Source organism: Vibrio sp. 10N.286.55.E10 (assembly GCF_002872555.1).
Lineage (GTDB): Bacteria > Pseudomonadota > Gammaproteobacteria > Enterobacterales > Vibrionaceae > Vibrio > Vibrio crassostreae.
On the sequence record NZ_MCSD01000024.1, the window covers coordinates 284568 to 307403 of the forward strand.

Sequence of the window (22836 nt, forward strand, 5' to 3'; positions counted from 1 at the left end):
TATCTATGTTCGTTTCAGTTCTGGCCAAAGCAGGTCAAGATCTAAGTACTCTTCAATGGCATCCGCGATTCGATTAATACCCAGCTCTTTAAGCTGTTCATGGTCAATCGCTGTTACATCGTTGGCTCCTGCCCATTCGCAAATAAGCGACAACGCATCACTGTTATCGAATACGCCATGCAGGTAAGTACCAAAAATCGAGTTGTCTTGATTTACAGCGCCATCAAGGTTGCCTGATTCTAACTGAACAGGTAAAGCCGTTTCATTGACATCAGTCCTACCTACGTGAATTTCGTAACCTTTTACTGGTGCTGTTTTACCATCAAGCGTCATGGTGCCGCGTACATTTGTTAAAGTTTTCTGCTGTGTAAGAGTCGTTTCAGTATCCAAATACCCTAACCCTTCACTGCTGCCGGGCGTACCTTCAACGCCATCAGGATCGTGGATGATGTTACCTAACATTTGATAGCCGCCGCAGATCCCCATCACTTTGCCACCTAAGCGCAAGTGACGTTGAATATCTTTATCCCAGCCTTGTTGTTTTAGGTAATCCAAATCTGCTCTTACAGATTTTGTACCCGGCAAGATAATCAAATCTGCATTGTTTACACGTTCGCCTTTACCGACATAACGTAAATCAATTGAAGGATTCAGTCTTAGCGCATCAAAGTCCGTGTGATTGCTGATTCTGGTTAACACCGGAACCACGACCTTAAGATTAGCTTCTCCGTCAGACTCTTGAGCAGAGGTAATCGCATCTTCCGCTTCTAAGTTAAAACCATGAAGATACGGCAAGACACCAATCACTGGTTTACCAGTTTTTTCCTCTAGCCAATCTAGGCCAGATTGAAGAAGTGCGATATCGCCTCTAAAGCGGTTTATCACAAAACCTTTTACGCGAGCTTGTTCAGTTTCAGATAGCAGAGCCAATGTGCCGTAGAGGTGCGCAAAAACGCCACCACGGTCAATATCAGCAACGATGATCACTGGGATATCCGCTTTTTCAGCAAATCCCATGTTAGCGATATCATTTTCACGGAGATTGATTTCAGCTGGGCTACCCGCACCTTCAATCATTACACTTTCGTATTCTTCAGAAAGTCGGTCAAACGAATCGACAACCGTATCCATCGCAACTTTCTTGTAATCATGATAACCCGTCGCTTCCATGTTACTCAGCGCTCGGCCTTGCAGAATCACTTGTGCGCCGGTATCTGAATTAGGTTTTAGTAGTACAGGATTCATGTGAACGGTTGGCTCAATATTACAAGCTTGCGCTTGAACCGCTTGAGCGCGACCAATTTCACCACCATCTTTTGTCACAGCACTGTTTAACGCCATATTCTGTGGCTTGAATGGTGCCACTTTGATTCCTTTCCTTGCCAAGACACGGCATAAACCTGCCACCAATACACTTTTTCCGGCATCTGACGTGGTTCCTTGAACCATAAGGGCGCTTAATGGTGCTCGCATTTGTACTTAAATCCTTAATTTCTCAATTTGTAGCTGAAGGCAATATTTCTCTACCTCCATCTTAACGTCATTGCTAAGCAGATGCTCAATAAAATGAATGGAAAATGAATGTGTTACTCACTCTGGATTCAACCCCAGTGTTGTTTAATAGCTACATCGAAACGAAGCTTGTGAACGATAACAGGCGCTTCAACAAAAAACGTACTAACGAAAAGAAACGTTTCAAATTGAGAAAACGTTTCTACTAAAAACAACATTAAGGAATTCACCATGAAAAAAACTGTATTAGCTATCGCATCTACTATTATCCTTGCCCCAACTTTCGCAATGGCTAGTGACCACAGCAACAATAACAAGCACGAAAGCGCTATTGCTTACACTGGACCAATTGAAACCGTTTCTGTTGCGACACTGCTTGCCGATACAAGCATGTTCGCAGAGCAAGAAGCAATTGTGGATGGCAAGATTGTTCGTCAACTAAAGAATGACACGTTTGTATTCTCTGACGGCCAGAGTGAAATTCAAATAGAACTGGATGATGACATCCGCCTAGCACAACCGCTAACCGCTGATACAAAAGTTCGTATCTTTGGTGAATACGAAGGCGGAAAAACTCCGGAAATCGAAGTAGATCATATCCAAGTTCTATAAGCGATAATTATAAAACATACTGACTTCAAACAATTGGCCTGCATATTGCAGGCTTTTTTGTATTATACTGCCGAAAATACAATTTATATGGAGTCACCATGCTAGGTTGCACGAATAAGACTGTCCTCTTAGGACTCGCTGCACTGTGTTCATTCTCTGCGTCTGCAAACAACTTTAACTACAACACATTCGAGCTGCGCATGGGTACTAGCCCAAGTACTTTCGGCGGTGAAGTAACAACAATGTTCACTCAGAACTCTCACTTTGTTGCTCGTATCGATTCAGAGTTTGAAAGTGATTGGGATGCAGCGGTAGGTATGGGATTCAACGGCCCAATCAGTCAATTTGCTGACGTTACTGGTCAAATGTTACTGCACAACATCGAACGTAATGACGACAACCACATCAAAACAGAAATCAACCTTGGCTTGAGAGCTTGGTTAATGGCAAACGTTGAAGTTAACGCGCGCCTTGGTCAACTGATCGACAACGATGACACTCGTTCTATTGTTGGTATCGGTGCTCGTTTCCATTCTACTGATCAACTGTCTGTTGGCCTTGATATGCGTAATAACGGCACATACGGCCACCAAATCTTAATGTCGGCTCGATTCGGATTCTAATCTAGATTTCGTATCTAGGTTTTATTGATAAGCTTAGGTTTAGTTACTGAGTAATAAATAGCTGAACATATTACATAGAAAAGCGCCGAACACATTAATGTTCGGCGCTTTTTGTTTATGAGTTTCGCTGGCTTCTAGTCGCTCATGCTCTAAGCCAGCGACTTACTTATAAATTAACCATCAGCATCTTTTTCTGGTGATCTAGGTATTCTTCGTAAGTACCTTGGAAGCTCACTAGCTGTTGGTCTTTCACATCGATGATGTGTGTTGCTAGTGAAGAAACGAACTCGCGGTCATGGCTTACGAAGATAAGTGTGCCAGTGTAAACCTTAAGTGCATCGTTCAGGGCTTGGATTGCTTCCATGTCCATGTGGTTGGTTGGTTCGTCCATTACCAGCACGTTGATGTCTTGCATCATTAGCTTGCCGAATAATAGACGGTTCTTTTCACCACCAGAACAGTTACGCGCTTTCTTGTTCGCATCATCAGCAGTAAACAATAGACGACCTAGAATGCCACGGACCATAAGGTCATCGTGCTTCGCTGTACGCCATTGTGAGATCCAATCGAAGATGCTCAGGTCGTTATCAAAATCCTTAGTGCTGTCTTGTGGGCAGTAGCCTACCGATGCGTTTTCAGACCATTTAACGATGCCTTCGTTTTGCTCTAGCTCTTGAACTAGGCAACGTAGCAGCGTGGTTTTACCCACACCGTTTTCACCGATAACCGCAAGACGAGTACCCGCTTCAAGTAGCAAGTTACCACCAGCAAACAATGTTTCGCCATCGAAGCCGTGACCAAGGTCTTGAAGTTCAAGCGCTTGACGGTGCAGTTTCTTACCTTCGCCAAAATCAATCGACGGGCTCATACGGCTCGATGATTTCACTTCATCCAGTGTGATTTTGTCCATTTTCTTAGCTCGTGAACTTGCTTGTTTTGCTTTAGATGCGTTTGCACCAAAACGGTTTACGAAGTCTTGAAGCTCGCTGATTTCAGCCGCTTTCTTAGCGTTGCTTGCTAATAGCTGCTCACGAATCAAGCCAGATGCTTCTAGGAAGTACTCGTAGTTACCAGGGTAAACACGTAGCTCACCGTAGTCGATATCAGCCATGTGCGTACATACAGAGTTCAGGAAGTGTCTATCGTGCGAAATGATGATCATTGTACATTTACGCTGGTTTAGCTCTTCAGCAAGCCAGTTGATCGTATGAATGTCCAAGTTGTTGGTTGGTTCATCAAGTAGCAAGATATCTGGGTTTGCAAACAGAGCTTGTGCCAATAGCACACGCAGTTTCCAACCTGGAGCAACTTGCTGCATCAGACCGAAATGGAACTCTTCTTCGATACCGGCTTGGATTAGGATATCGCCAGCACGGCTTTCTGCTGTGTAGCCATCCATTTCCGCGAATTCGCTTTCAAGTTCTGCAACTTTCATACCATCGTCTTCGCTCATTTCTGGCAAAGAGTAAATGCGGTCGCGTTCTTGTTTTACTTCCCACAGTTTTCTGTCGCCCATAATTACAACGTCAATAACGCTGTATTGTTCGAAAGCGAACTGATCTTGGCTAAGCACACCCAGTTTTTCTCCTGGAGTGATAGAAACGTTGCCCGAACTTGGCGTTAATGCGCCACTTAGGATTTTCATGAACGTTGATTTGCCGCAACCATTGGCGCCGATCAAACCATAACGGTTGCCGTTACCAAATTTAGCAGAGATGTTTTCAAACAGCGGCTCTGCGCCAAATTGCATTGTGATGTTCGCGGTAGATATCAAAGAACTAATTCCTAAGCGTGTACTGACAGATAATTATTAGGCTATTTCAAGAACCTAAATAAGAAGTACGAAAGTATGGATTAAACAAAAATCGAAGCGCGGATTATATAGAGATCTCGATCACGTTGTCGAGGTTAAACAGTAAACGAATAGTAAACATAGACCATTTAGATGCTTTTCATACGTTATTGGGGTGTAAATAGAAAAATCCCCACCAGCAGAACCGGTAGGGATTTCATTTATCAACACTAAAAGTCTTTTAAGCTCGTCACTTTTGAAACTATAGCTCTTCCAAACGAAAAGCTTTGATGACAAGCAGAACTGTTATTTAGTTATTTTCTTTTGAACGTATTTTTGGCTTACATCTACTACCGCAACATCTCTAAAGAAGCTTCTACCCAACAGAATTGGGAAAGAAAGATGCGTTCGATCTGCTAGCGTAAACTCAGTCTTGTCTTTTAGGTCGCCAATTTGAATTGAAGCGACAACAACAGCACGTCGTTGTGTGCCTTCCGCGCTCGACTGCTTAATTTTAACCCAACGTTCTACCGGCAAGCTGATCTCGTCAGTTGTGATGCCGTCGTGTTCAATCTTGAACTTAACCCAGTCTTTTCCGTCACGTTCGAACTCAACAATATCAACCGCACTGATCGATGATGTTGTCGCACCTGTATCAACACGTGCTTTAAACGCTTCTTTCAAACCAGGAACAAACACCCACTCTTCCTCACCAAGAATCAGCTTGCCATCACTTGTCTTCGTTGGTTTTGCTGCCGGCTTCTCAACGGGTGCAGGTTTCACTTCAGGTTCAGTTGGTTTTAGTTCTTCAGGCTTCTCTGTAGGTTCTGTTACTTTCTCGCCTTCCGTTGTATCAGTCTTAGAAGAGTCATCCACAACTGGTTGTTCTATTTGGGGCTTTTGTTCGGGCTCTGTCGGAATTTGTGTCGTTGTCGAGCAAGCAAACAGGCCACCACTTAGCATGAGAGTTACTATCGCTTTCCAATTATACATTCAGTCACCTTCTATTTTGAAACATTGGCTATCGCTTTTGCTACATAAGGAATATGGGATTCAGAAAGGCCTGCAATATTGATGCGTCCATCACCAACACCATAGACTCCATACTCTTCACGTAATTGATTCATTTGAGTTTCTTTAAAGCCTAGTACACTAAACATGCCTTTATGGCTTTCAATGAAATCAAATTGTGACGTGTTATAAGTATTTCGCAATTCATCACATAAACTTTGGCGCAGATTTAACAAACGTTGCTGCATTTCACTCAATTCTTGCTTCCAAATCGATGTTAGCTCTTGATTCTGAAGAATTGTTTTAACCAAAGCGGCACCATGATCTGGCGGCATTGTATAAGTTGAACGAGCAAGCGTAAGAAGCTTACCTTTAGCATTACCAACGTGTTCGCTGTTCTTGCCAATCACGATAGCGGCACCCGTTCTTTCACGGTATAAACCGAAGTTCTTCGAGCAAGATGTCGTAATCAACATCTCTTCGATGTTGTTAGCCATGTGTTGAAGACCTTTAGCATCTTCTTCTAGGCCATCACCAAAACCTTGGTAGGCAATATCAACGAACGGTAAGAAACCATTCTTCTGAGATAATTTGGTGATTTCCTGCCACGCTTCAAAGTCGATATCTGCACCCGTTGGGTTATGGCAGCAACCGTGCAGTAGTACCACGTCTGATGGACCCGCTTTCGAAAGGTCATCCAACATTCTTGCAGTATCAACTTGCTTCGTTTCAGGACTGAAGTAATTGTAGTATCGAACTTTTAAGCCTGCCGCTTCCATCACCGGTTTGTGGTTAACGTAGCTTGGGTTTGAAATCCAAACTGTGGTGTCTGGTTGAGAAACTTTCATTAAGTCACCCAACATGCGAAGTGCACCACTTGCACCAGGTGTTTGAATCGCAGCAACGCGATCCATTGCAGAAGTCCCTTTAAGCAGCAGATCAACCATGCTCTGGTTAAACTCTTCACAGCCTGCTAGGCCAACGTAAGCTTTGGTTTTCTGCGTATCAACAACGATATCTTGAGCCATAGAAACGGCTTTCATGATCGGTGTTTCGCCTTGGTCGTTTTTGTAAACGCCAATGCCTAAGTCGACTTTCTCAGTACGAGTATCGCCGCGGTAAGCAACAGAAAGAGATAGAATTGGATCTAAAGTTGGTTTTGGTAGATGTGAAAACATGAAAGTCACAACCCTTTGAAATTCAAGTAATGAGTTTCACGTTAACATTATCGTAGACAAATCAGAAACATTTTTTAATAGAAGCGCTTAGTTACCATAAGTAATCAGAGATTGGTCATTTCAAACGGATAAATAGTGCAAATTTCATACACCTAATGACCTATTTAACAATTTAAAGCGCTTTATTTCTATGTGTCTTATGTTCCCATGTGCCCTATTAAGCACTTTGTTTAAATTGCCTTGGTGTCATTCCCGACCACGCCTTAAATCGAGTACTAAAGTTAGCCGCATTCGGGTAACCCACGATCTCGCCAATGTGTTGAATCGACCAATCACTCGATTTCAACAAACGTGCTGCGTATTCCATCCTCATGCGCATGATATGAGTCATTGGACTATGTGAGTAATAACGCTGGCACAAGCGATGGAAATGCGGCTCTGAACACGGAAACAAGCTCGCAAGTTCATGAACGTTCCACTCTTTATGGAGCTGTTTTTGTACGTTGTTGAACACTCGTCTTAAACGAATCAAATTTCTAGATTGCTGCTGCGGGACTGGCGCATTAATCATGAATTCTATTTGGGCTACGCTGTGAATGGCAATCGCTCCACCGAGATCAATGGGCAACGCGATGCTTCTTAACAAGGTATGAATGCAAGACGAGACAACTTCTGCTGCCGGAGAGAGCGTATAACTCACCTCATCATTGACGACATTTTCCCAGTGCTTATCAGGCGATAGAAAGATCCAAGCTATCTGCCATGTCTCTTCTTCAATCCCAAAGCCGTTCTCAACGCCTGCAGGCACAGTAATACACGACCCCGGCTCTAGAATGTATCGACATCCTTCGCTTTCGAGCCACCCTTTGCCTCTTACGGTATACAGCAACATGTGTTTTTGTTGGTTCTTTCGATAAACAGAAAAGAAATCACGACACGATGCTGTACCACATTGAACAATACCCAGCTCTTCGAATGCCAATACATGGCTTTGATCGACAAACTCTTGATGGGTCTTTTCAGAGATCTCGTACCGTTCTTGTTTCTCGCTCATACCATTGCTAGCTCGTTCATGTTGCCGAACTACCAAAGTGGATAGTTTGACAAAAATTTGTGATGAACCTGAACAATACAGTTAAAACAAATACCGATAAACTTCTCGCATATTCACTAGAGGGGAAATGCGATGCTCTCGACATATCGTCATTTAGACAAAGAATTTTGGCAAAAGCTATTACACATCGGTTTACCTGTCTCACTGCAAACTATGTTGTTCTCATTGCTCGGCGTGGTCGATATTTTCATGGTCAATCAGCTTGGTGATGCGGCAACCGCAGCAGTTGGCGTTGGCAACCGTATCTTCTTCTTTAACTTAATCATGGTTTCCGGAATTAGCGGTGCAGTCAGCGTGCTAGCTTCGCAATATTTTGGAGCGGGTGATTTCAATGGCATTCGACGTGTCTTGTCGCAATCTTGGGCGTTGTCTATCTTTGCTATCATCCCTTTTGTTTTGATTTATACACTGGTTCCTGAATCAGTCGTGTCTGTGGTGGCCTCAGACCCTGATTACGTCCGCTTGGCAACGGATTACCTTTGGATAACAGGAGCCAGCCTTATTGGTACGGCAATCGTTGTGCCGCTAGAAAGCGCGCTGCGATCTGTCGGTGAAGCCAAATTGCCCACCAAGATAAGTATTTGGGCAATCATCGTTAATGCGATTCTCAATGCCCTGCTGATCTTCGGACTATTTGGTTTTCCAGAACTCGGCGTGGTTGGCGCAGCGATAGGCACCACAGTTTCTCGATTATTTCAGACCATTGCGTTGCTTATTATGGCGAGGAAACATTACGCGCATCTATTCCCTACAATAGAGAGTTGGCGTGATGCAATCTTACCCAAGCACAGGAAGAAGTACTTCAAGATTGCCATTCCTATGTTAGTTCATGATACGGCATGGGCTGGTGGGATACTGATTTACAACGTCATTGTAGGTCAGATTGGCGTTGGTGAACTTGCGATCATCTCACTGTTATCACCAGTGGAAAGCATCTTAATTTCTGCCTTCTTGGGCTTTGCTGTTGCCGCTTCGATCATTCTAGGCAATGAGATTGGTGCGAAGAATTATCAACGTGTTGAAAATACCGCTTGGGGCTATGTACTTGTCAGTTGTGCACTTGCGACACTATTGGCAGTGCTGTGCTTTATCGCCAAGCCAGCCATTGTTCAATTAATCGATTTAACGCATCTGGAACTCAAAGATACAGCGGTCAACGTCGCTTTGGTGATGGCCGCAGGGATGATATTGAGAGTGTTCAACATGGTTGGCATAGGTGGCGTGTTAAAAAGCGGCGGAGACATCAACTACAGCATCTTCATCGACATATTTGGCCAGTGGGCCATTGGTATTCCCCTCGCCTATTTCACCGCTTTAGTACTGGGCTGGTCTTTAGAATGGGTGCTGATGATTGTGTTACTGGAGGAACTAGCGAAGATCGCTTTAACTAGCCAGCGAATTCACTCTAAGAAATGGATCAACAACCTAATAGAAGAGCGGGATCACGTCGCAGCTTGAATGGTAGTTTGAGCGAATAAACGAAAAGAACTCACACCCAAGGGCCGATTGGTTGCATTGCGCTAACCATGACGCCCTTTTTCGCTTTACAAGGGTGCTAAGTCACGACAGTTATATGTTAGTAAATCGATGGATAATTTGGTTTGAACTGCCACGCCAATCCAACATCGGATCCGCTTTGTCTTGTTCAAAACGACCATCAATCAAGGTATCAACGTACTCCAATACTTGCTTCTGCTTTTCATCGAGTTCGTCGAGTTCGTAACCCGTCCACATCCAAATATCTTTACCTTCACATTCTGCTTTTACACGCCGAACAAGCTTAAGCACTTCAGACACGTTTGCAGGATGCAGAGGATCACCACCAGAAAGCGACAAACCACGACGCTTGATTCGCGGATCATTGAGATCAGCAATAATGTGGTCTTGAAGTTCTTGAGTGAACAAATGCCCAGAGTCCAACCTTTGCGTCGATTGGTTATAACACCCGCGACACTGGTGTACACAACCCGACACAAACAAAGTGCAGCGTGTTCCTGGGCCATTTACAACGTCGATTGGGTGATATTGGTGATAATTCATAAGGCAGTATTGAAAACTCGTTATTGCTTAATAGTTTGAAGTGAAGTGCTGTCACAGCTGAAACGAAAGAATTGGTATCGACACAACACCGATACCAATCTTATTTCTTGAAACCTAGCTCTTCTAAGTAAGCTAGATACTGATCTTAGCGGTTACTAAAGATGCTTCACGCGACGTTTAACTTCTTCTTGCTTACCGAAGTTAAATGGTCGTGCATCTGGGCTACCAAGGTAACCGCAAACACGGCGTGTTACCGATACTTTCGTAGAATCATGGTTGCCACACTTAGGACACGTAAAGCCCTTACTTGTACAGTCAAACTCACCGTTGTAACCACACTCGTAGCACTCATCAATAGGCGTGTTGGTGCCGTAGTAAGGTACGCGTGTGTAGCTGTAGTCCCATACGTTTTCTAGCGCTTCGATGTTCTTCTGCATGTTAGGGAATTCACCGTAACAAATGAAACCACCGCTAGAGATTTCAGGGTAAGGCATCTCGAAATCGATCTTGTCGTATGGGTTCACTTTCTTCTGCACATCTAAGTGGAAGCTGTTAGTGTAGTAACCGCGGTCTGTTACACCATCTATCACACCAAACTCTTTGGTATCGATGCTGCAGAAACGGCTACATAGGTTTTCACTTGGTGTGCCATATAGGCTGAATGCGTAACCTGTCTCTTTTGTCCAAGATTCCACTTCACGCTTCATGTATTCCACCAGCTCAAGCGCTTTAGCACGCATTTCGCCATCGTCGTACAAGTGAACGTCAGTGCCGTAAAGCGCTGTCATTGCTTCGTGGATACCAATGTAACCAAGAGAAACAGATGCACGGCCGTTCTTGAAGATATCAGCAATAGAGTCGTCTGCTTTCAAGCGAACACCACACGCACCTTCCATGTATAGGATTGGAGCAACACGTGCTTTCACGTTTTCTAGACGAGAAATACGAGTTTCTAATGCACGACGAGCAAGCTTGAGTTTTTCATCAAGCAGTTCGTAGAACTTAGCCATATCTTGCTTTGCGTTAATCGCGATACGTGGCAAGTTCAAGCTCACAACACCTAGGTTGTTACGGCCTTCATGAATCAGCTCACCGTTTTCTTCGTAAGTATTCAAGAAGCTACGGCAACCCATCGGTGTTTTGAATGACCCTGTCACTTCTACTACTTTGTCGTAGTTTAGAATGTCCGGGTACATACGCTTAGACGCACACTCTAGCGCTAATTGCTTGATGTCGTAGTTCGGATCTTGCTTCTGGTGGTTCAAACCATCTTTGATTGCAAACACCAGTTTAGGGAACACGGCTGTTTTACGGTTTTTACCCAAACCTGCAATGCGGTTTTTCAAGATAGATTGCTGGATAAGTTTTGAACCCCAGCTTTCGCCTAAACCAAAACCAAACGTCACAAATGGTGTTTGACCGTTAGCAGTGTGCAGCGTGTTTACTTCGTATTCCAATGACTGAAACGCGTCGTAACACTCTTTCTCTGTACGAGAGATAGCAAAAGCTTCTGGGCTATGAATGTCCCACTCTTTCGCTAACGATAAATGCTTCTCGTAACTCGCCATCACGTAAGGCTCTAAAACCTCATCGATACGGTTAATCGTAGTACCGCCATAAATATGGCTCGCCACTTGCGCGATGATTTGCGCTGTAACCGCAGTCGCCGTAGAGATCGACTTCGGAGTGTCGATTTCCGCGTTACCCATCTTGAAGCCATGCGTTAACATGCCTTTCAGATCGATAAGCATACAGTTAAACATTGGGAAGAACGGTGCGTAGTCTAGATCGTGGTAGTGAATGTCACCACACTCGTGAGCTTGTACGATGTCACGTGGCAAAATGTGAGTTTTCGCATAGTGTTTAGCCACGATACCCGCCAGCAAGTCACGCTGAGTTGGGATAACTTTGCCGTCTTTGTTGGCATTCTCATTGATCAGATCAACATTGCTTTCTTCGATCAAACCTTCGATCTCACGAGTCAAAGCACTTTGCTTTTCACGTGCGATGTCGCGGTCATGACGATATTCAATGTAAGCACGAGCCAGAGACTTATAGGGTCCCTGCATTAACTCGTTCTCGACCATGGTTTGAATTTCAGAGATATGAACTTCATCGTAGTCTTCGAGCTTCAACTCAACTGCTAATGCCACATTCAGTGCATAAATAGCAATTTCCTTATCGGCTTTGTCTGATGCTGCTTCCACTGCAGCTTGGATGCGATCTCTACTGAATGGAGCTCTTGAGCCATCACGCTTGATTACGATTGATTTCACCACTTCTCCTTACTCTTGAGGTATTCACAGACTTATCCACAAACACACTATATAGAGCGATTTATCGTTTAACTAACACTAGATATTGTGGCGTATTTAACGAGAACCACCAACTTTGAGTATTGATTTGGATCAATAAAACTCTCACGCTGACTAAGATCAATTCAATATTATTACGCCAGTTCTCAAGTCGAAAAGAAACAATGTAACAATAAAAAAACTGCTAAAAAGAGTTGAATTTTTGGTAAGTGTTGTAGGATAACGGCTCATCAATATTGGCAGACAAAATTAGGGATATTTGGCATGAAACGACTTCGAAACTGGATAATGTTAGGTTGCGTACTCAGTAGCCACGCATTTGCTGAACCTTTGACCATATCCAGTTGGAATATCGAATGGTTATCAACCAACGAGGCTGTGAATAAGTTTTCCGCCCAACGTGATCAAGCTGATTTCAACAAACTTGAAGAATACTTTCAGTCTTTAGATGCGGATGTGGTCGCCTTTCAGGAAGTCGACGACTTAAATGCCATTCAGCGCGTGGCTGGCGATCAATACAAGATATTGATGTCTGACCGAGCATTACCAGAAAACAGTAACCGCCAGTTCAAAGAAGTGAACCAATACACAGGCTTCGCAGTTCGCAAAGGAATCACACTCACCGACTACGCTGACTTTCCTCTGGAGTTGGATTCTAACAGCAAGCTTAGGTTTGCCAGCTATGTGGTCGTTGAAACGGACTCAAAACCAATTCACATGTTGTCTGTGCATTTAAAGGCAGGCTGCAGCGGAGCGTATAAGTCTAACCGCGATTGTTCGCGCCTAAAAGACCAAGCACAGCAACTGAATAAATGGATACAACAAAGAGAACGTAACGGTGAAGACTACGCGATCTTAGGCGACTTCAACCATAACCTATCCTACTCAAGAGATTGGATGTGGAAGGATTTAACTGAAAACACGGATGCTCGTTTGGCGACAAGGAAGACCCGTGCAGATTGTAAGGTTCGCTCAAATCGTAATAACCACCGCACGCACCAGTTCCGTTCTGTAATAGACCATATTGTGGTGAGCAAGTCCTTAGATGCTACTCCTGCGAAACAAAAGGTATTTGAAACGCAAGATGTGCTGGACTACAAACTCAGTGACCACTGCCCAGTTTCAACGACTATCAACTAATTGTTGTAGATCTAAAAAGAGACCGACTGGCTGCGAGTCGGCCTCTCTAATGCTTATATCAAGCCAATTCGATACACGATAGGTTTACCCTAACAGGTTTTATTCGTTCGACCTGCCAACCACATCCCCGCCAGCATGCTTATCATAAACACCCACACGGTTGGGTTACCGCCACTAAGACTCGTAACAGCAGGTCCTGGACAAAAGCCTGCAAGCCCCCAACCTAATCCAAACGCTGTTGAACCTAGAATCAGTTTTCTGTCGATTAGCGGATTGTTACGGCTATCTAACGGCTCACCATTGATCGCTTTAGCGCGCTTTTTAATGACTAAGTGATAAAACGGAGCGAACACCAGTAGCGCACCGCCCATCACAAATGCCAAGCTGATATCCCAATTGCCAGTCACATCTAAGAAGCCAAGTACTTTCTTTGGATCAACCATACCTGAGATGATCATACCCGAGCCAAACAAGATTCCAGCAAGTAAACCAACAACGATACTAAATGAAGAATTTTTCATTATGCCCCCAACCCTATCAGGTTCTTGATAAGCACGGTTGCTATTGCCACACCCATGAATACACACGTTGTGATAATGGAGCGTTTAGACAAACGCGCCATGCCGACAATGCCATGCCCACTAGTACAGCCGTTTGCCGTTTTAGTGCCAAAACCGACTAACAGACCAGCAATAACGACTACCAAAAGGTTCATCTCTTCCAATTGAGGGAGTTGGTAACCGGTAGGAATTAACAACCAACCACTAACTACCATTCCAACAACAAACGCGATACGCCAATGCTTTTCAGTTTTTTCTGCATCCGTGTCTTTGCTTTCTTTGTTGCTGGTGCGAACTGGTAATAAACGGCTGACAATGCCACTAATACCTGCAACTCGACCAATGCCCAACATTAAAACAATGGCCGACACACCTAACAACATGCCACCGAAAAAAGCATCCCAAGGAATAAAACTAACCACTGGCCTCTCCTATCCACAAACTCGAATCTAACTCACCGCTATTTAAATTAGAGTTTACTAATAAATATAAATTAGTCAATGCTAATGTAATACCAGCATGTTTCGGTTTGTAAATCAGTAATCAAAAAGCTTCCCCCATGAAAAAAGCCCCTAGGTGTTAACCTAAGGGCTTAAGATTTCTTCTGTCTGTGGTAAAGAACCGTTATTTAATCTTATTCTTCTCCGCAATCCACTGCGACATGTACTTAGTGCTTGCCATGCTGTGGTGCTTTAGCATTGAACCGAAGAAATTATCCAGTCGATGCGAATCAAGCTCAGAATCTAGCGCAATTAATCGCTCGATCAATTTGTCGCCCAGTTGATTCTGTTCATAGTACGCTTCAAGAATTGAATGACACTGGCTTTGAGCTTGAAGCCACTTATCTTCATCTTTATAGAGAGCGACAGCTTGTTCAACAAACTCGTCGATATCATCTGCCACCGCACCCGGCCATTGCAGTTTGCCTTGTGGTAGCATGCCTTCACTGCCGATCTCACTCGTCACGTTTGGAGTTTGCAGCTTCATCGCATCAAGCAGCTTACCTTTAATGCCCGCACCAAAACGTAATGGCGCAACACAAACACGTGCCTGTTCCATCACTTCTTGAGCATCTTTAGCCCAACCTTTGATGTGGAAACCGGTTTTAGGGTTATGCAAAGCGGTTGCCTTTGGCGGCGGGTATGAACCGTAAATATGAAGCTCAGTGTCAGGCAACTGCTTACGAATCTTCGGCCAAATCTTCTGTAACTGAAGCACCGCATCCCAGTTAGGCGCATGTCTAAAGTTACCTATCGTCATGAAATGCTTACGTTCTTCAAAACTTTTTGTGCTTTCAGGTAACGTATTAAGATCAACCATAAACGGCAGATGATGTAACAGCTTTGGATCGATATTGAACTCAGATTGGAGCAGTTCCATCTCGTAGCTTGAGATGATCAACGAAAGATCACAGCGCAGAATCGCGGCAATTTCACGTTTCGCCAAATCACTGTACAGGTATTCTTTCGTTAACTCTGTCTCTTTCTTAACTGCTTCATGTCGAGCATTGCGTAGGAATTGTAAATCTTCAGTATCCAGTAGTTTAAAGGCATTCGGACATACCTTCTCAACGCGCCAGCCGAATTGCTCTTCCATCATAAAGCGGTCAAACATTACAACATCAGGTTGCAGCTCTTCGATGTACTGGTCAAAGCTATCGCAATTTAGCTGAATAGATTGGCTTGTGATGCCCTCTTCTGAGAGGTCGATCATGTGCTCGGTTTCTTGAGCTGGCGTTGCGAATTCAACAGACCAACCTTGTCTCTTAAATAGACGCAAAAGAGACATCATGTGGCTGCCAGCCGCCGATGAATTCGGTTCTGGCCAAACGTAGCCAATTGCTAAAACTTTCTTCAAAACACTTCCTAAGAAATAACAAAAGGGACTGTAGAAGTCCCTAATTAAACGTAAATCAATTTATACAGCTGATTATAATTGGTTCTAAGAACTCAGCGATCAGATTCGCTCACCTACATTGCGAGCTATCATAAGCACTTCATCAGCAGAGTACAGGTTTGAAATCGTGGTTTCGACCTCTGCACCTAACGTCAATTGATAAAGCTTTTGTGCAAAGTTGTCAGCTCTGGTGGTCACTAATACATGTTTTAGCGTCGAGCCTTGCTCTGCTAGCTTCTGCTTCACTTGCGGCAAGGAGTCCAGAATCAGTTGTTTTCCCAATCCTTTCCCCTGCGCACTTGGTAACACGGCAAGTTGCTCTAGTTCTAAAACAGCTTCAGGTCTAAACCCACTCTTTTGCACCCAAATTATGTAGCCAACAATCTCACCTTCGCTCTCTGCAACGAAGTTAAGAAAGCGTGGTGAAGCGCTTAAGTTACATTGTAACCAATCTTTTGAGTTTTGCTGTCGAACAAAAGTAGCTTGGTGAACTAAAGCCGCACCATCAAGGTCGGCTTTTGCCATAAAACGAACTTGCGCCATGTTGCTACTCGTTCTCAGAATTAGGACGCGTTTTACAGTGTAAAATGGCTCTTTCCAAAAGCTCTAAAGCCGACTTATCCGCTTCTGGAAGCTTAGCATCCGATTGACCTAGTGGTTCAACACGGCTACCCCATTTAATATGACCAGCACCCCAAGTTAAACCAGCACCGAATGCCGCTACAAGGATGTTTGAGTTCGGTTTAACAAAGCCTTGCTCTAACGATTCACACAATGCAATTGGCACAGTCGCAGCCGACGTGTTGCCGTAATTTTGAATGTTCACGAACGCTTTCTCACGTTCAATGCCCGCCATATCGCACAGAGTTTGAATGATTCGGATATTTGCTTGATGTGGAATCACAACGTCAATGTTGTCTGTTGAGATGCCAGTACGGCTCAATACTGTGTGTGCTGCTGCACCCATGCCTTTAACCGCTCGTTTGAAGATCTCTTTACCTACGAAATCAAAGTCCCAGTAACCGTTGTCAGCAGCGAAGCGATCCATAGATGTACCGAACTTGGGTACCGCTAGAATATCGCGGCCTTCTGCGTCACAACCTATCTGCGCTTCTTGCAGGCCAACTTGTTCTTCAGTGCGAGATAGAACCACAGCGCCAGCGCCATCACCGAATAGAACCGCAGTATCACGCTTGGTCCAGTCGATGAAGAATGAAAGACGTTCTGCGCCCACAACGATTGCATTGCGGTAGTTGCCCGCTTGAATCAATCGAGTTGCGGTTTCAACACCGTAAATGAAGCCTGTACATGCTGCGTTAAGGTCAAAAGCCGCTGCGCTCTTGATACCTAGGTTCTGTTGAACCTTAGACGCAGTATTTGGAATAAGAGAATCAGGGCTGCACGTTGCGATGATCACGAGATCGATATCTTCGGCAGTAAGGCCAGCGCACGCCATTGCGTGTTGAGCAGCAACAGTCGCTAGCTCAGAGGTATTTACATGACTGATACGACGGTTTTCGATACCAGTTCGAGTACGAATCCACTCGTCAGACGTATCAATGAAAGTGCTTAAATCATCATTGGACAGCACGGCTGGTGGCAGACACTTTCCCCAGCCAGTAATTTCGGCGTAAAATTTTGTCATCATTTACCTGTTTATTGTTTGTTTTTATTTAAGTATCGTATTCTAGTTTTAAACAGTATAAGCGCTCCGTGCGTGATTCGTAAATCACGTTAGCCACGGAGTTACAATAAAAAGAGAAACTTATGTCTACATTCAACACACGCTGCCCTTCTTGTAATGGCATAAACCGAGTTCCTTCAGAAAGAATTTCAGAAAGCCCAACTTGTGGTAAATGCAAAACAGCACTGCTCGATGGCGCTCCTATCGAGGGAACATCACTTAATTTCCAATCTATCTTGAACAGTTCACAGCCTGTAGTTGTCGACTTCTGGGCGACATGGTGTAACCCATGTGTAGGCTTCGCGCCTGTGTTCAGCGACGTTGCAAAAGAACGCTCTGGAGATGTTCGATTCGTTAAGATTGATACTGAAGCTCAGCAACAGCTTGCTGCAATGTATCAAATCAGAAGTATTCCGACGGTGATGGTCTTTAAAGACGGTAAACGTGTCGACACGATCAACGGTGCGTTACCAAAAGGCCAATTTGATCAATGGCTTAATCAAGCTCTAACGAAGTAAGTTTGTTTCGATTCTTTCAGTGATCAACAAACAAAATAGGTTAAGGAATCTTAATAAATAAGGCTCCCTAACCTATTGTAAACCTGCTTGTTTTCTCTAACCTTTCCGGCTAACCAGTCATTTCGTGTTCTGCGCTCTCATTCGCGACCTGCTTATTTACACTGTCTTTCTTATCTAAGTTGTATTGGCTTTTAATCTGATCAGCGACTTTTTCAGCAATCATAATGGTTGGCGCATTAGTGTTTGCCCCAATCAGTGTCGGCATTACCGAAGCATCAATGACTCTCAAGTTATCCAATCCATAAACTTTGAGATCTTTATCTACCACGGCTAATGAATCACTATTAGGCCCCATTTTACAGGTTCCAACAGGGTGATATTGGGTATCAGCTCGGTTACGGATGTCTTGCTCTATAGCCTTGTCATCATTGACATCAACAGGATAAAAAGCATTGCCACGAATATCATCGAACGCTTCGCTTTCTAGCATTTGATACTGCTTTTTCCACCCTTTAATCATGATCTCCATGTCTTCAGGATGGCTGAAAAACGCAGGGTCGATCTTTGGCGGATCGTAGGGATCGGCGCTATTCAGTGTTACGGTGCCATGGCTTTTAGGTCTCAGTAAGGTGACATGCGAGGTAAACCCATGACTGGTATGAATTTTCCTCGCATGATCATCGACTACTGCAACGACAAATACAAACTCTAAATCCGGCACAGCGATATGATCATCGGAACAAAGAAAGCCGATTCCCTCTGCAAAGTTACTGCTCATCTTACCACGGCGTTCTTTGTGCCATAAGGGCAGTGCTTTGGTCATTTCAGATGCCATTTGCAATGAAATACCGAACGTTTCGCGCTTTTCGCTGCACTTATAGGAGTGAACCAAGTCGATATGATCTTGCAGGCTCTTGCCCACACCGGGTAATTCATGAACTTGTTCGATACCATGCGTCTCTAGTTCAGCTTTACAACCGACACCAGACAGTAATAGCAATTGGGGAGAGCCAAAAGCACCTGCAGACAAAATGACTTCCTTGTTGCATCGGATCTGATAACGTTTGCCATTGGAGCCGTATTCAACACCTACCGCTTTCTTACCTTCAAACAAAACCTTATGTGTGGTTGCTTTGGTCACGACGGTAAGATTCGATCGTGACAGGTTTGGAGTTAGGTAAGCCTTTGCAGCACTGCACCGTTCGCCATTCAGCTGAGTGACCTGAGTCGGCATTGCACCAAACTGAGCAGCCCCATTTATATCTTCATTGCGTGGCACACCTATCGACTCACACGCAGTTAAATACCGCTCCAACATCGGGCTTGGCGACCTAAGATTTGCCACATTAAGAGGACCACCTTGGCCGTGATACTCATCTTGGTGAACTTCGTTGTTTTCTGCTTTCTTAAAGTAAGGCAGACACGAATCATAGTTCCAGCCAGCATTGCCTAAGCTCTCCCATGTGTCATAGTCATAACGATGTCCACGGGCGTACATCATGGCATTGATAGAGCTGGAACCACCGAGAGTCTTGCCCCTCGGTTGATAGCCCTTCCTACCATTTAAACCCGGCTGTTCGACTGTCTTGAAAGCCCAGTTATTGAGCTTGGTCGGCATCATAGCCACAACGCCAACCGGCGTATGAATAAATGGGCTCGTATCTTTACCGCCAGCTTCTAACAAGCAAACCGTCACATTAGGGTCTTCCGACAATCGAGAAGCCATCACACAACCAGCCGAACCGCCACCTACGATGATAAAGTCATAGTTATCCATTGATTGCCTCCGCAACTTCTAAAGGGTGTAGCTCTCGTTTTAAGACTTTTCCGGTAGCAGTCATGGGTAAGGCGCTACGAATAAACACCTTACGAGGATATTTGTAGTCCGCGAGTTGCTCACGACACCAAGCCATCAAGGCTTTGCTATCACACTGGGTATGCTCGTGAAGTACAACATGGGCGTGAATCTCTTCACCCAACTGATCATGGTGCTCGCCCACCACCGCCACCATCTCCACATCAGGGTGACACATCAATACTTCTTCAATTTCTCGTGGATAAACGTTGTAACCACCACGAATGATCATGTCTTTAACACGATCAACAATAAACAAGTTACCGTGCTCATCGACGCGTCCGATGTCACCCGTTAAAAACCAACCGTCTCTGATCGCTTCTGCCGTTGCTTCAGGTCGTTGATAATAACCTTTCATGACACTTGGGCTTTTAATGCAGACTTCTCCCAAATCACCCATAGCGACAGAGTTGCCTTGGATGTCTGCAATCTTAATAAGGTGACCACATAAAGGCTGACCCACACTGCCCGAAAGTCTATCGCCATCAATGTGATTAAAGGTCGCAACCGGCGCAGTTTCAGACAGCCCATACCCTTCTAAGACTGGTAATTCGAAACGAGATTCAAACTGTCGTATAACCTCAAGCGGCATAGAAGCTCCGCCAGATACGCCTAACCTCAAACTGTGTTTGACTTGCTCTGAGCGCTCTAAAGACTCTTCTCCAGCTTTTAGAAGCGCAATATACATAGTAGGAACGCCCGCAAACACACTGACTTTATGGTTAATGATCTGCTCGATCACCAAGGACGGCTCAAAGCGCGGAATCAGCACCATGGTAGAGCCCGTTAACACGCTCGCGTTCATCATCACGGTTTGGCCAAAACTGTGGAATAGAGGAAGTGTGGCCATTGTGGTATCGCTATATTCCAATCTCATAAGATACTGCGAAGACATCGCATTGGTTTGCATGTTGGTGTGGGAAAGCTCAGCCCCTTTTGGCTGCCCAGTCGTACCAGAGGTATAAAGGATCACAGCAGTATCATCGCCATGACAAGCCACAGATTCAAAGGGAGTCAAAGGTTGTGCTAACCAATCAGCTATTGATTCATACTGCTCATGGTTTTCTGAAAGCATGGATGTTGCGCCGTTTGGTATTGGCATAGACACGAAATGTTCGCAGTTATCGACCTGGACAAAACCTTGTAATCCATAGCGTCCAATAGGTAACTCTTCACTGCCATCAAAACAAAGGTAAGCTTTCGCATCAGAATCATTGAGGTGATAAGCGATCTCTCTGCCCTTAAACAACACGTTTAAAGGCACAACGACACAGCCTGCTTTTAGAATACCGTAATAAGCAATGGGAAAATAAGTCACATTGGGACACGACAGCGCGACCTTATCGCCCTTTTTTAACCCAAGTCGTTCTAGATTGGCGGCTACCTTCCCAGCAAGTTGTTCCAACTGAGCGAAGCTAATTTCATCCGTGCCCATACGCAGAGCGGCTTTAGTTGGAAACAGCGAAGCGCTACGTTCCAAGTTAACAGCAAGATTGTGCATCCATGATCTCCTTATTTGGCTAGACCTAGCGGTCACCTTCGCCTTAGACGTTTTAATCGTTGTAATAAGTGTTGTCTTTGTTGCTATCAGAGCCTGCACATTGGCGTGTCATGTAGGTAAGAATACTTATTGAGCAAAATGTTTGAGGCGCTCCAATGTGCAACCCATCAAATTACAACATTTCGATAACATTTCGAACAGGTTTCAAAAAGACAAAAACCGGTGATATTCGGACATAGCTCAATCAGACCTTGAAAAACCTTGCACACATAAAGCAAAAGTTTGAACAAGCTTAGGAAAGTGAGAACAAGCAACAGGCGTAAATGTTAAAAGTTCGGTTAAGATATCGATATTCAACAAGAGGCAGCTTATGGAATACACCGCAGTTTACGAACCCGATATGCAAGCATTCGGCATTCTGGATCTTCAGTTGCTGCATCGTTACCTATCGCCTGATCTAAGTATCGAAGAGTTACTCGAAGGCAGTAACATCAATGCTCTCCAACTCAACACACCTGATACACACATCACTTTGGCGCAAAAGCTTGCTGTGTTCAGTAATGCGTTAGCGAACACAGATGAAGGTGGTTTAGGGTTAAGAGTCGGCCAACAAGCACGATTTAGCGACTTTGGTGTATTGGGCTATGCGGTGTTCAGTAGCGAGACGCTATTAGATGCTTTGTTGATCGGATTTAAATATCTGCAACTTGCCGGTCCAGTACTTAGAAAAACGATGTCAGTAAAAGATAACGTTGGATACTTTAGAGCCGAGCAGCTGATCGACTTGGACTCGCTGCTGCCATTTTGTTGCGAATATTGGTTCACCGCAATTCAAAGCCTGTGTGAAGAAGTACTACAACAACCATTCCCATCCCAAGTGATCCGCTTCCCTTACCCGAAGCCAGAATACGGCGACCTCTACACAGAAATTTTCCGTTGCCCTGTTGAATTCAATAGTGATCGCCTTGAATGGCAGTTTGATGCAACAAGTTTGTACTCGCCTCTTCCTACCGCCAATACCATCACGCTGCAGATGTGTCTGAAATCGTGTGACGACATGTTGGCAAAAGTCAGTGCGTCCACCAGCCTAAAAGAAAAAGTCTCTCAAATGCTACTAGAGAGACCTGGATGTTACCCTTCGATAGAATCTATTTCATCAGAATTGGGGATGTCTTCTCGAACGCTACGCCGGCACCTTAAAGCTGCCGATACCAGCTACCAGAAGATACTGGACCACGTTCGTTTTCACCTTTCTCGACACTACCTTTCTTCAACTCAAATGAGCATTGAAGAGATATCTGAGCGCGTTGGGTTTTCAGACAGCGCTAACTTTCGACATGCCTTTCGTAAGTGGAGTGGAAGCTCGCCCAGACAATACCGACAAGAAGTGGTCTAACACGATTAAACGCCCTAAATTAAAATCTGATGAATACAACGAACCTCTCTCCGTCTTTCAAATTAAATAGTCGTTTGAACAACGCTTTA

General features: G+C 44.4%; 20 protein-coding genes. 6 read left to right on the plus strand and 14 right to left on the minus strand.

All coding sequences use genetic code 11. The annotated features are described in order from the left end of the window. Positions 1-3: 3 nt before the first annotated feature. The gene (locus BCV39_RS15120) at positions 4-1473 is read right to left on the minus strand and encodes a cobyric acid synthase (protein ID WP_102433173.1); all 1470 of its coding nucleotides are present in this window, start codon (positions 1471-1473) and stop codon (positions 4-6) included. A 270-nt stretch (positions 1474-1743) separates the two neighbouring features. On the opposite strand from BCV39_RS15120, the gene BCV39_RS15125 reads away from it, so the two are divergent. Both BCV39_RS15125 and BCV39_RS15130 read left to right on the plus strand, forming a co-directional pair. Then, positions 1744-2124, plus strand: a complete 381-nt coding sequence (locus BCV39_RS15125; protein WP_102433172.1) for a NirD/YgiW/YdeI family stress tolerance protein — start codon at positions 1744-1746, stop codon at positions 2122-2124. Between the two features lie 98 nt (positions 2125-2222). Continuing rightward, positions 2223-2747 carry a hypothetical protein gene (locus BCV39_RS15130; RefSeq protein WP_048608275.1) on the plus strand — a complete coding sequence of 175 codons (525 nt, stop codon included), beginning with the start codon at positions 2223-2225 and terminating at the stop codon, positions 2745-2747. Positions 2748-2913: 166 nt separating this feature from the next. Here BCV39_RS15130 and BCV39_RS15135 read toward each other — a convergent pair whose 3' ends face one another. From BCV39_RS15135 to BCV39_RS15150, 4 genes are all read right to left on the minus strand, one after another. Next, positions 2914-4521, minus strand: coding sequence for an ABC-F family ATPase (locus BCV39_RS15135; RefSeq protein ID WP_082153932.1), 1608 nt, complete (start codon positions 4519-4521; stop codon positions 2914-2916). Between the two features lie 324 nt (positions 4522-4845). Further along, the gene (locus BCV39_RS15140; protein ID WP_102433171.1) at positions 4846-5532 is read right to left on the minus strand and encodes a RimK/LysX family protein; all 687 of its coding nucleotides are present in this window, start codon (positions 5530-5532) and stop codon (positions 4846-4848) included. 11 nt (positions 5533-5543) lie between these two features. Further along, the gene (locus tag BCV39_RS15145; RefSeq protein ID WP_102433170.1) at positions 5544-6728 is read right to left on the minus strand and encodes an amino acid aminotransferase; all 1185 of its coding nucleotides are present in this window, start codon (positions 6726-6728) and stop codon (positions 5544-5546) included. A gap of 217 nt (positions 6729-6945) precedes the next feature. Then, entirely contained in the window at positions 6946-7782 is an 837-nt protein-coding gene (locus BCV39_RS15150; protein ID WP_102433169.1) for an AraC family transcriptional regulator, read from the minus strand. A 132-nt stretch (positions 7783-7914) separates the two neighbouring features. Here BCV39_RS15150 and BCV39_RS15155 point away from each other — a divergent pair, with 132 nt between their 5' ends. Then, the gene (locus tag BCV39_RS15155) at positions 7915-9300 is read left to right on the plus strand and encodes an MATE family efflux transporter (protein ID WP_102433168.1); all 1386 of its coding nucleotides are present in this window, start codon (positions 7915-7917) and stop codon (positions 9298-9300) included. 111 nt (positions 9301-9411) lie between these two features. Here the strand turns inward: BCV39_RS15155 and nrdG are convergent, their stop codons facing one another. After that, entirely contained in the window at positions 9412-9882 is a 471-nt protein-coding gene (gene nrdG / locus BCV39_RS15160; protein WP_048662811.1) for an anaerobic ribonucleoside-triphosphate reductase-activating protein, read from the minus strand. A 155-nt stretch (positions 9883-10037) separates the two neighbouring features. Beyond that, complete coding sequence (nrdD, locus tag BCV39_RS15165; protein ID WP_017109601.1) at positions 10038-12158, minus strand: anaerobic ribonucleoside-triphosphate reductase; 2121 nt, start codon at positions 12156-12158, stop codon at positions 10038-10040. A 303-nt stretch (positions 12159-12461) separates the two neighbouring features. On the opposite strand from nrdD, the gene BCV39_RS15170 reads away from it, so the two are divergent. After that, the gene (locus BCV39_RS15170; RefSeq protein WP_102433167.1) at positions 12462-13337 is read left to right on the plus strand and encodes an endonuclease/exonuclease/phosphatase family protein; all 876 of its coding nucleotides are present in this window, start codon (positions 12462-12464) and stop codon (positions 13335-13337) included. 89 nt (positions 13338-13426) lie between these two features. Here the strand turns inward: BCV39_RS15170 and BCV39_RS15175 are convergent, their stop codons facing one another. The 5 genes from BCV39_RS15175 to BCV39_RS15195 all read right to left on the minus strand — a co-directional run bounded on the left by BCV39_RS15175 (position 13427) and on the right by BCV39_RS15195 (position 17438). Next, positions 13427-13858, minus strand: coding sequence for a YeeE/YedE family protein (locus BCV39_RS15175; RefSeq protein ID WP_065677065.1), 432 nt, complete (start codon positions 13856-13858; stop codon positions 13427-13429). Next, positions 13858-14319, minus strand: coding sequence for a YeeE/YedE family protein (locus tag BCV39_RS15180; protein WP_102433166.1), 462 nt, complete (start codon positions 14317-14319; stop codon positions 13858-13860). Before BCV39_RS15180 ends, BCV39_RS15175 begins: the two co-directional genes overlap by 1 nt. Before the next feature lie 202 nt (positions 14320-14521). Then, entirely contained in the window at positions 14522-15754 is a 1233-nt protein-coding gene (locus tag BCV39_RS15185; RefSeq protein ID WP_048662816.1) for a glycosyltransferase family 4 protein, read from the minus strand. A 99-nt stretch (positions 15755-15853) separates the two neighbouring features. After that, a complete protein-coding gene (locus BCV39_RS15190) occupies positions 15854-16318 on the minus strand; it encodes a GNAT family N-acetyltransferase (protein WP_102433189.1) in 465 nt (154 codons plus the stop codon). Positions 16319-16340: 22 nt separating this feature from the next. Continuing rightward, positions 16341-17438 carry a ketoacyl-ACP synthase III gene (locus BCV39_RS15195; protein WP_017097618.1) on the minus strand — a complete coding sequence of 366 codons (1098 nt, stop codon included), beginning with the start codon at positions 17436-17438 and terminating at the stop codon, positions 16341-16343. A 122-nt stretch (positions 17439-17560) separates the two neighbouring features. On the opposite strand from BCV39_RS15195, the gene trxC reads away from it, so the two are divergent. Next, positions 17561-17995 carry a thioredoxin TrxC gene (gene trxC, locus BCV39_RS15200; protein WP_102433165.1) on the plus strand — a complete coding sequence of 145 codons (435 nt, stop codon included), beginning with the start codon at positions 17561-17563 and terminating at the stop codon, positions 17993-17995. Positions 17996-18104: 109 nt separating this feature from the next. Here trxC and BCV39_RS15205 read toward each other — a convergent pair whose 3' ends face one another. Further along, a complete protein-coding gene (locus BCV39_RS15205) occupies positions 18105-19772 on the minus strand; it encodes a GMC family oxidoreductase N-terminal domain-containing protein (RefSeq protein ID WP_102433164.1) in 1668 nt (555 codons plus the stop codon). Then, positions 19765-21351 carry a long-chain fatty acid--CoA ligase gene (locus BCV39_RS15210; RefSeq protein WP_102433163.1) on the minus strand — a complete coding sequence of 529 codons (1587 nt, stop codon included), beginning with the start codon at positions 21349-21351 and terminating at the stop codon, positions 19765-19767. Before BCV39_RS15210 ends, BCV39_RS15205 begins: the two co-directional genes overlap by 8 nt. 370 nt (positions 21352-21721) lie before the next feature. Here BCV39_RS15210 and BCV39_RS15215 point away from each other — a divergent pair, with 370 nt between their 5' ends. Then, positions 21722-22747, plus strand: a complete 1026-nt coding sequence (locus tag BCV39_RS15215) for an AraC family transcriptional regulator (RefSeq protein ID WP_102433162.1) — start codon at positions 21722-21724, stop codon at positions 22745-22747. Positions 22748-22836 lie beyond the last annotated feature (89 nt).

Excerpts from the sequence above, each read along its gene's own strand:
- trxC (WP_102433165.1), top strand. The coding sequence starts at position 17,561 with ATGTCTACATTCAACACACGCTGCCCTTCTTGTAATGGCATAAACCGA.
- BCV39_RS15145 (WP_102433170.1), bottom strand. The coding sequence starts at position 6,728 with ATGTTTTCACATCTACCAAAACCAACTTTAGATCCAATTCTATCTCTT.
- BCV39_RS15175 (WP_065677065.1), bottom strand. The coding sequence starts at position 13,858 with ATGAAAAATTCTTCATTTAGTATCGTTGTTGGTTTACTTGCTGGAATC.
- BCV39_RS15150 (WP_102433169.1), bottom strand. The coding sequence starts at position 7,782 with ATGAGCGAGAAACAAGAACGGTACGAGATCTCTGAAAAGACCCATCAA.
- BCV39_RS15125 (WP_102433172.1), top strand. The coding sequence starts at position 1,744 with ATGAAAAAAACTGTATTAGCTATCGCATCTACTATTATCCTTGCCCCA.
- BCV39_RS15195 (WP_017097618.1), bottom strand. The coding sequence starts at position 17,438 with ATGACAAAATTTTACGCCGAAATTACTGGCTGGGGAAAGTGTCTGCCA.
- BCV39_RS15120 (WP_102433173.1), bottom strand. The coding sequence starts at position 1,473 with ATGCGAGCACCATTAAGCGCCCTTATGGTTCAAGGAACCACGTCAGAT.
- BCV39_RS15170 (WP_102433167.1), top strand. The coding sequence starts at position 12,462 with ATGAAACGACTTCGAAACTGGATAATGTTAGGTTGCGTACTCAGTAGC.
- BCV39_RS15210 (WP_102433163.1), bottom strand. The coding sequence starts at position 21,351 with ATGCACAATCTTGCTGTTAACTTGGAACGTAGCGCTTCGCTGTTTCCA.
- BCV39_RS15155 (WP_102433168.1), top strand. The coding sequence starts at position 7,915 with ATGCTCTCGACATATCGTCATTTAGACAAAGAATTTTGGCAAAAGCTA.
- BCV39_RS15205 (WP_102433164.1), bottom strand. The coding sequence starts at position 19,772 with ATGGATAACTATGACTTTATCATCGTAGGTGGCGGTTCGGCTGGTTGT.
- nrdG (WP_048662811.1), bottom strand. The coding sequence starts at position 9,882 with ATGAATTATCACCAATATCACCCAATCGACGTTGTAAATGGCCCAGGA.
- BCV39_RS15140 (WP_102433171.1), bottom strand. The coding sequence starts at position 5,532 with ATGTATAATTGGAAAGCGATAGTAACTCTCATGCTAAGTGGTGGCCTG.
- BCV39_RS15130 (WP_048608275.1), top strand. The coding sequence starts at position 2,223 with ATGCTAGGTTGCACGAATAAGACTGTCCTCTTAGGACTCGCTGCACTG.
- BCV39_RS15215 (WP_102433162.1), top strand. The coding sequence starts at position 21,722 with ATGGAATACACCGCAGTTTACGAACCCGATATGCAAGCATTCGGCATT.
- BCV39_RS15190 (WP_102433189.1), bottom strand. The coding sequence starts at position 16,318 with ATGGCAAAAGCCGACCTTGATGGTGCGGCTTTAGTTCACCAAGCTACT.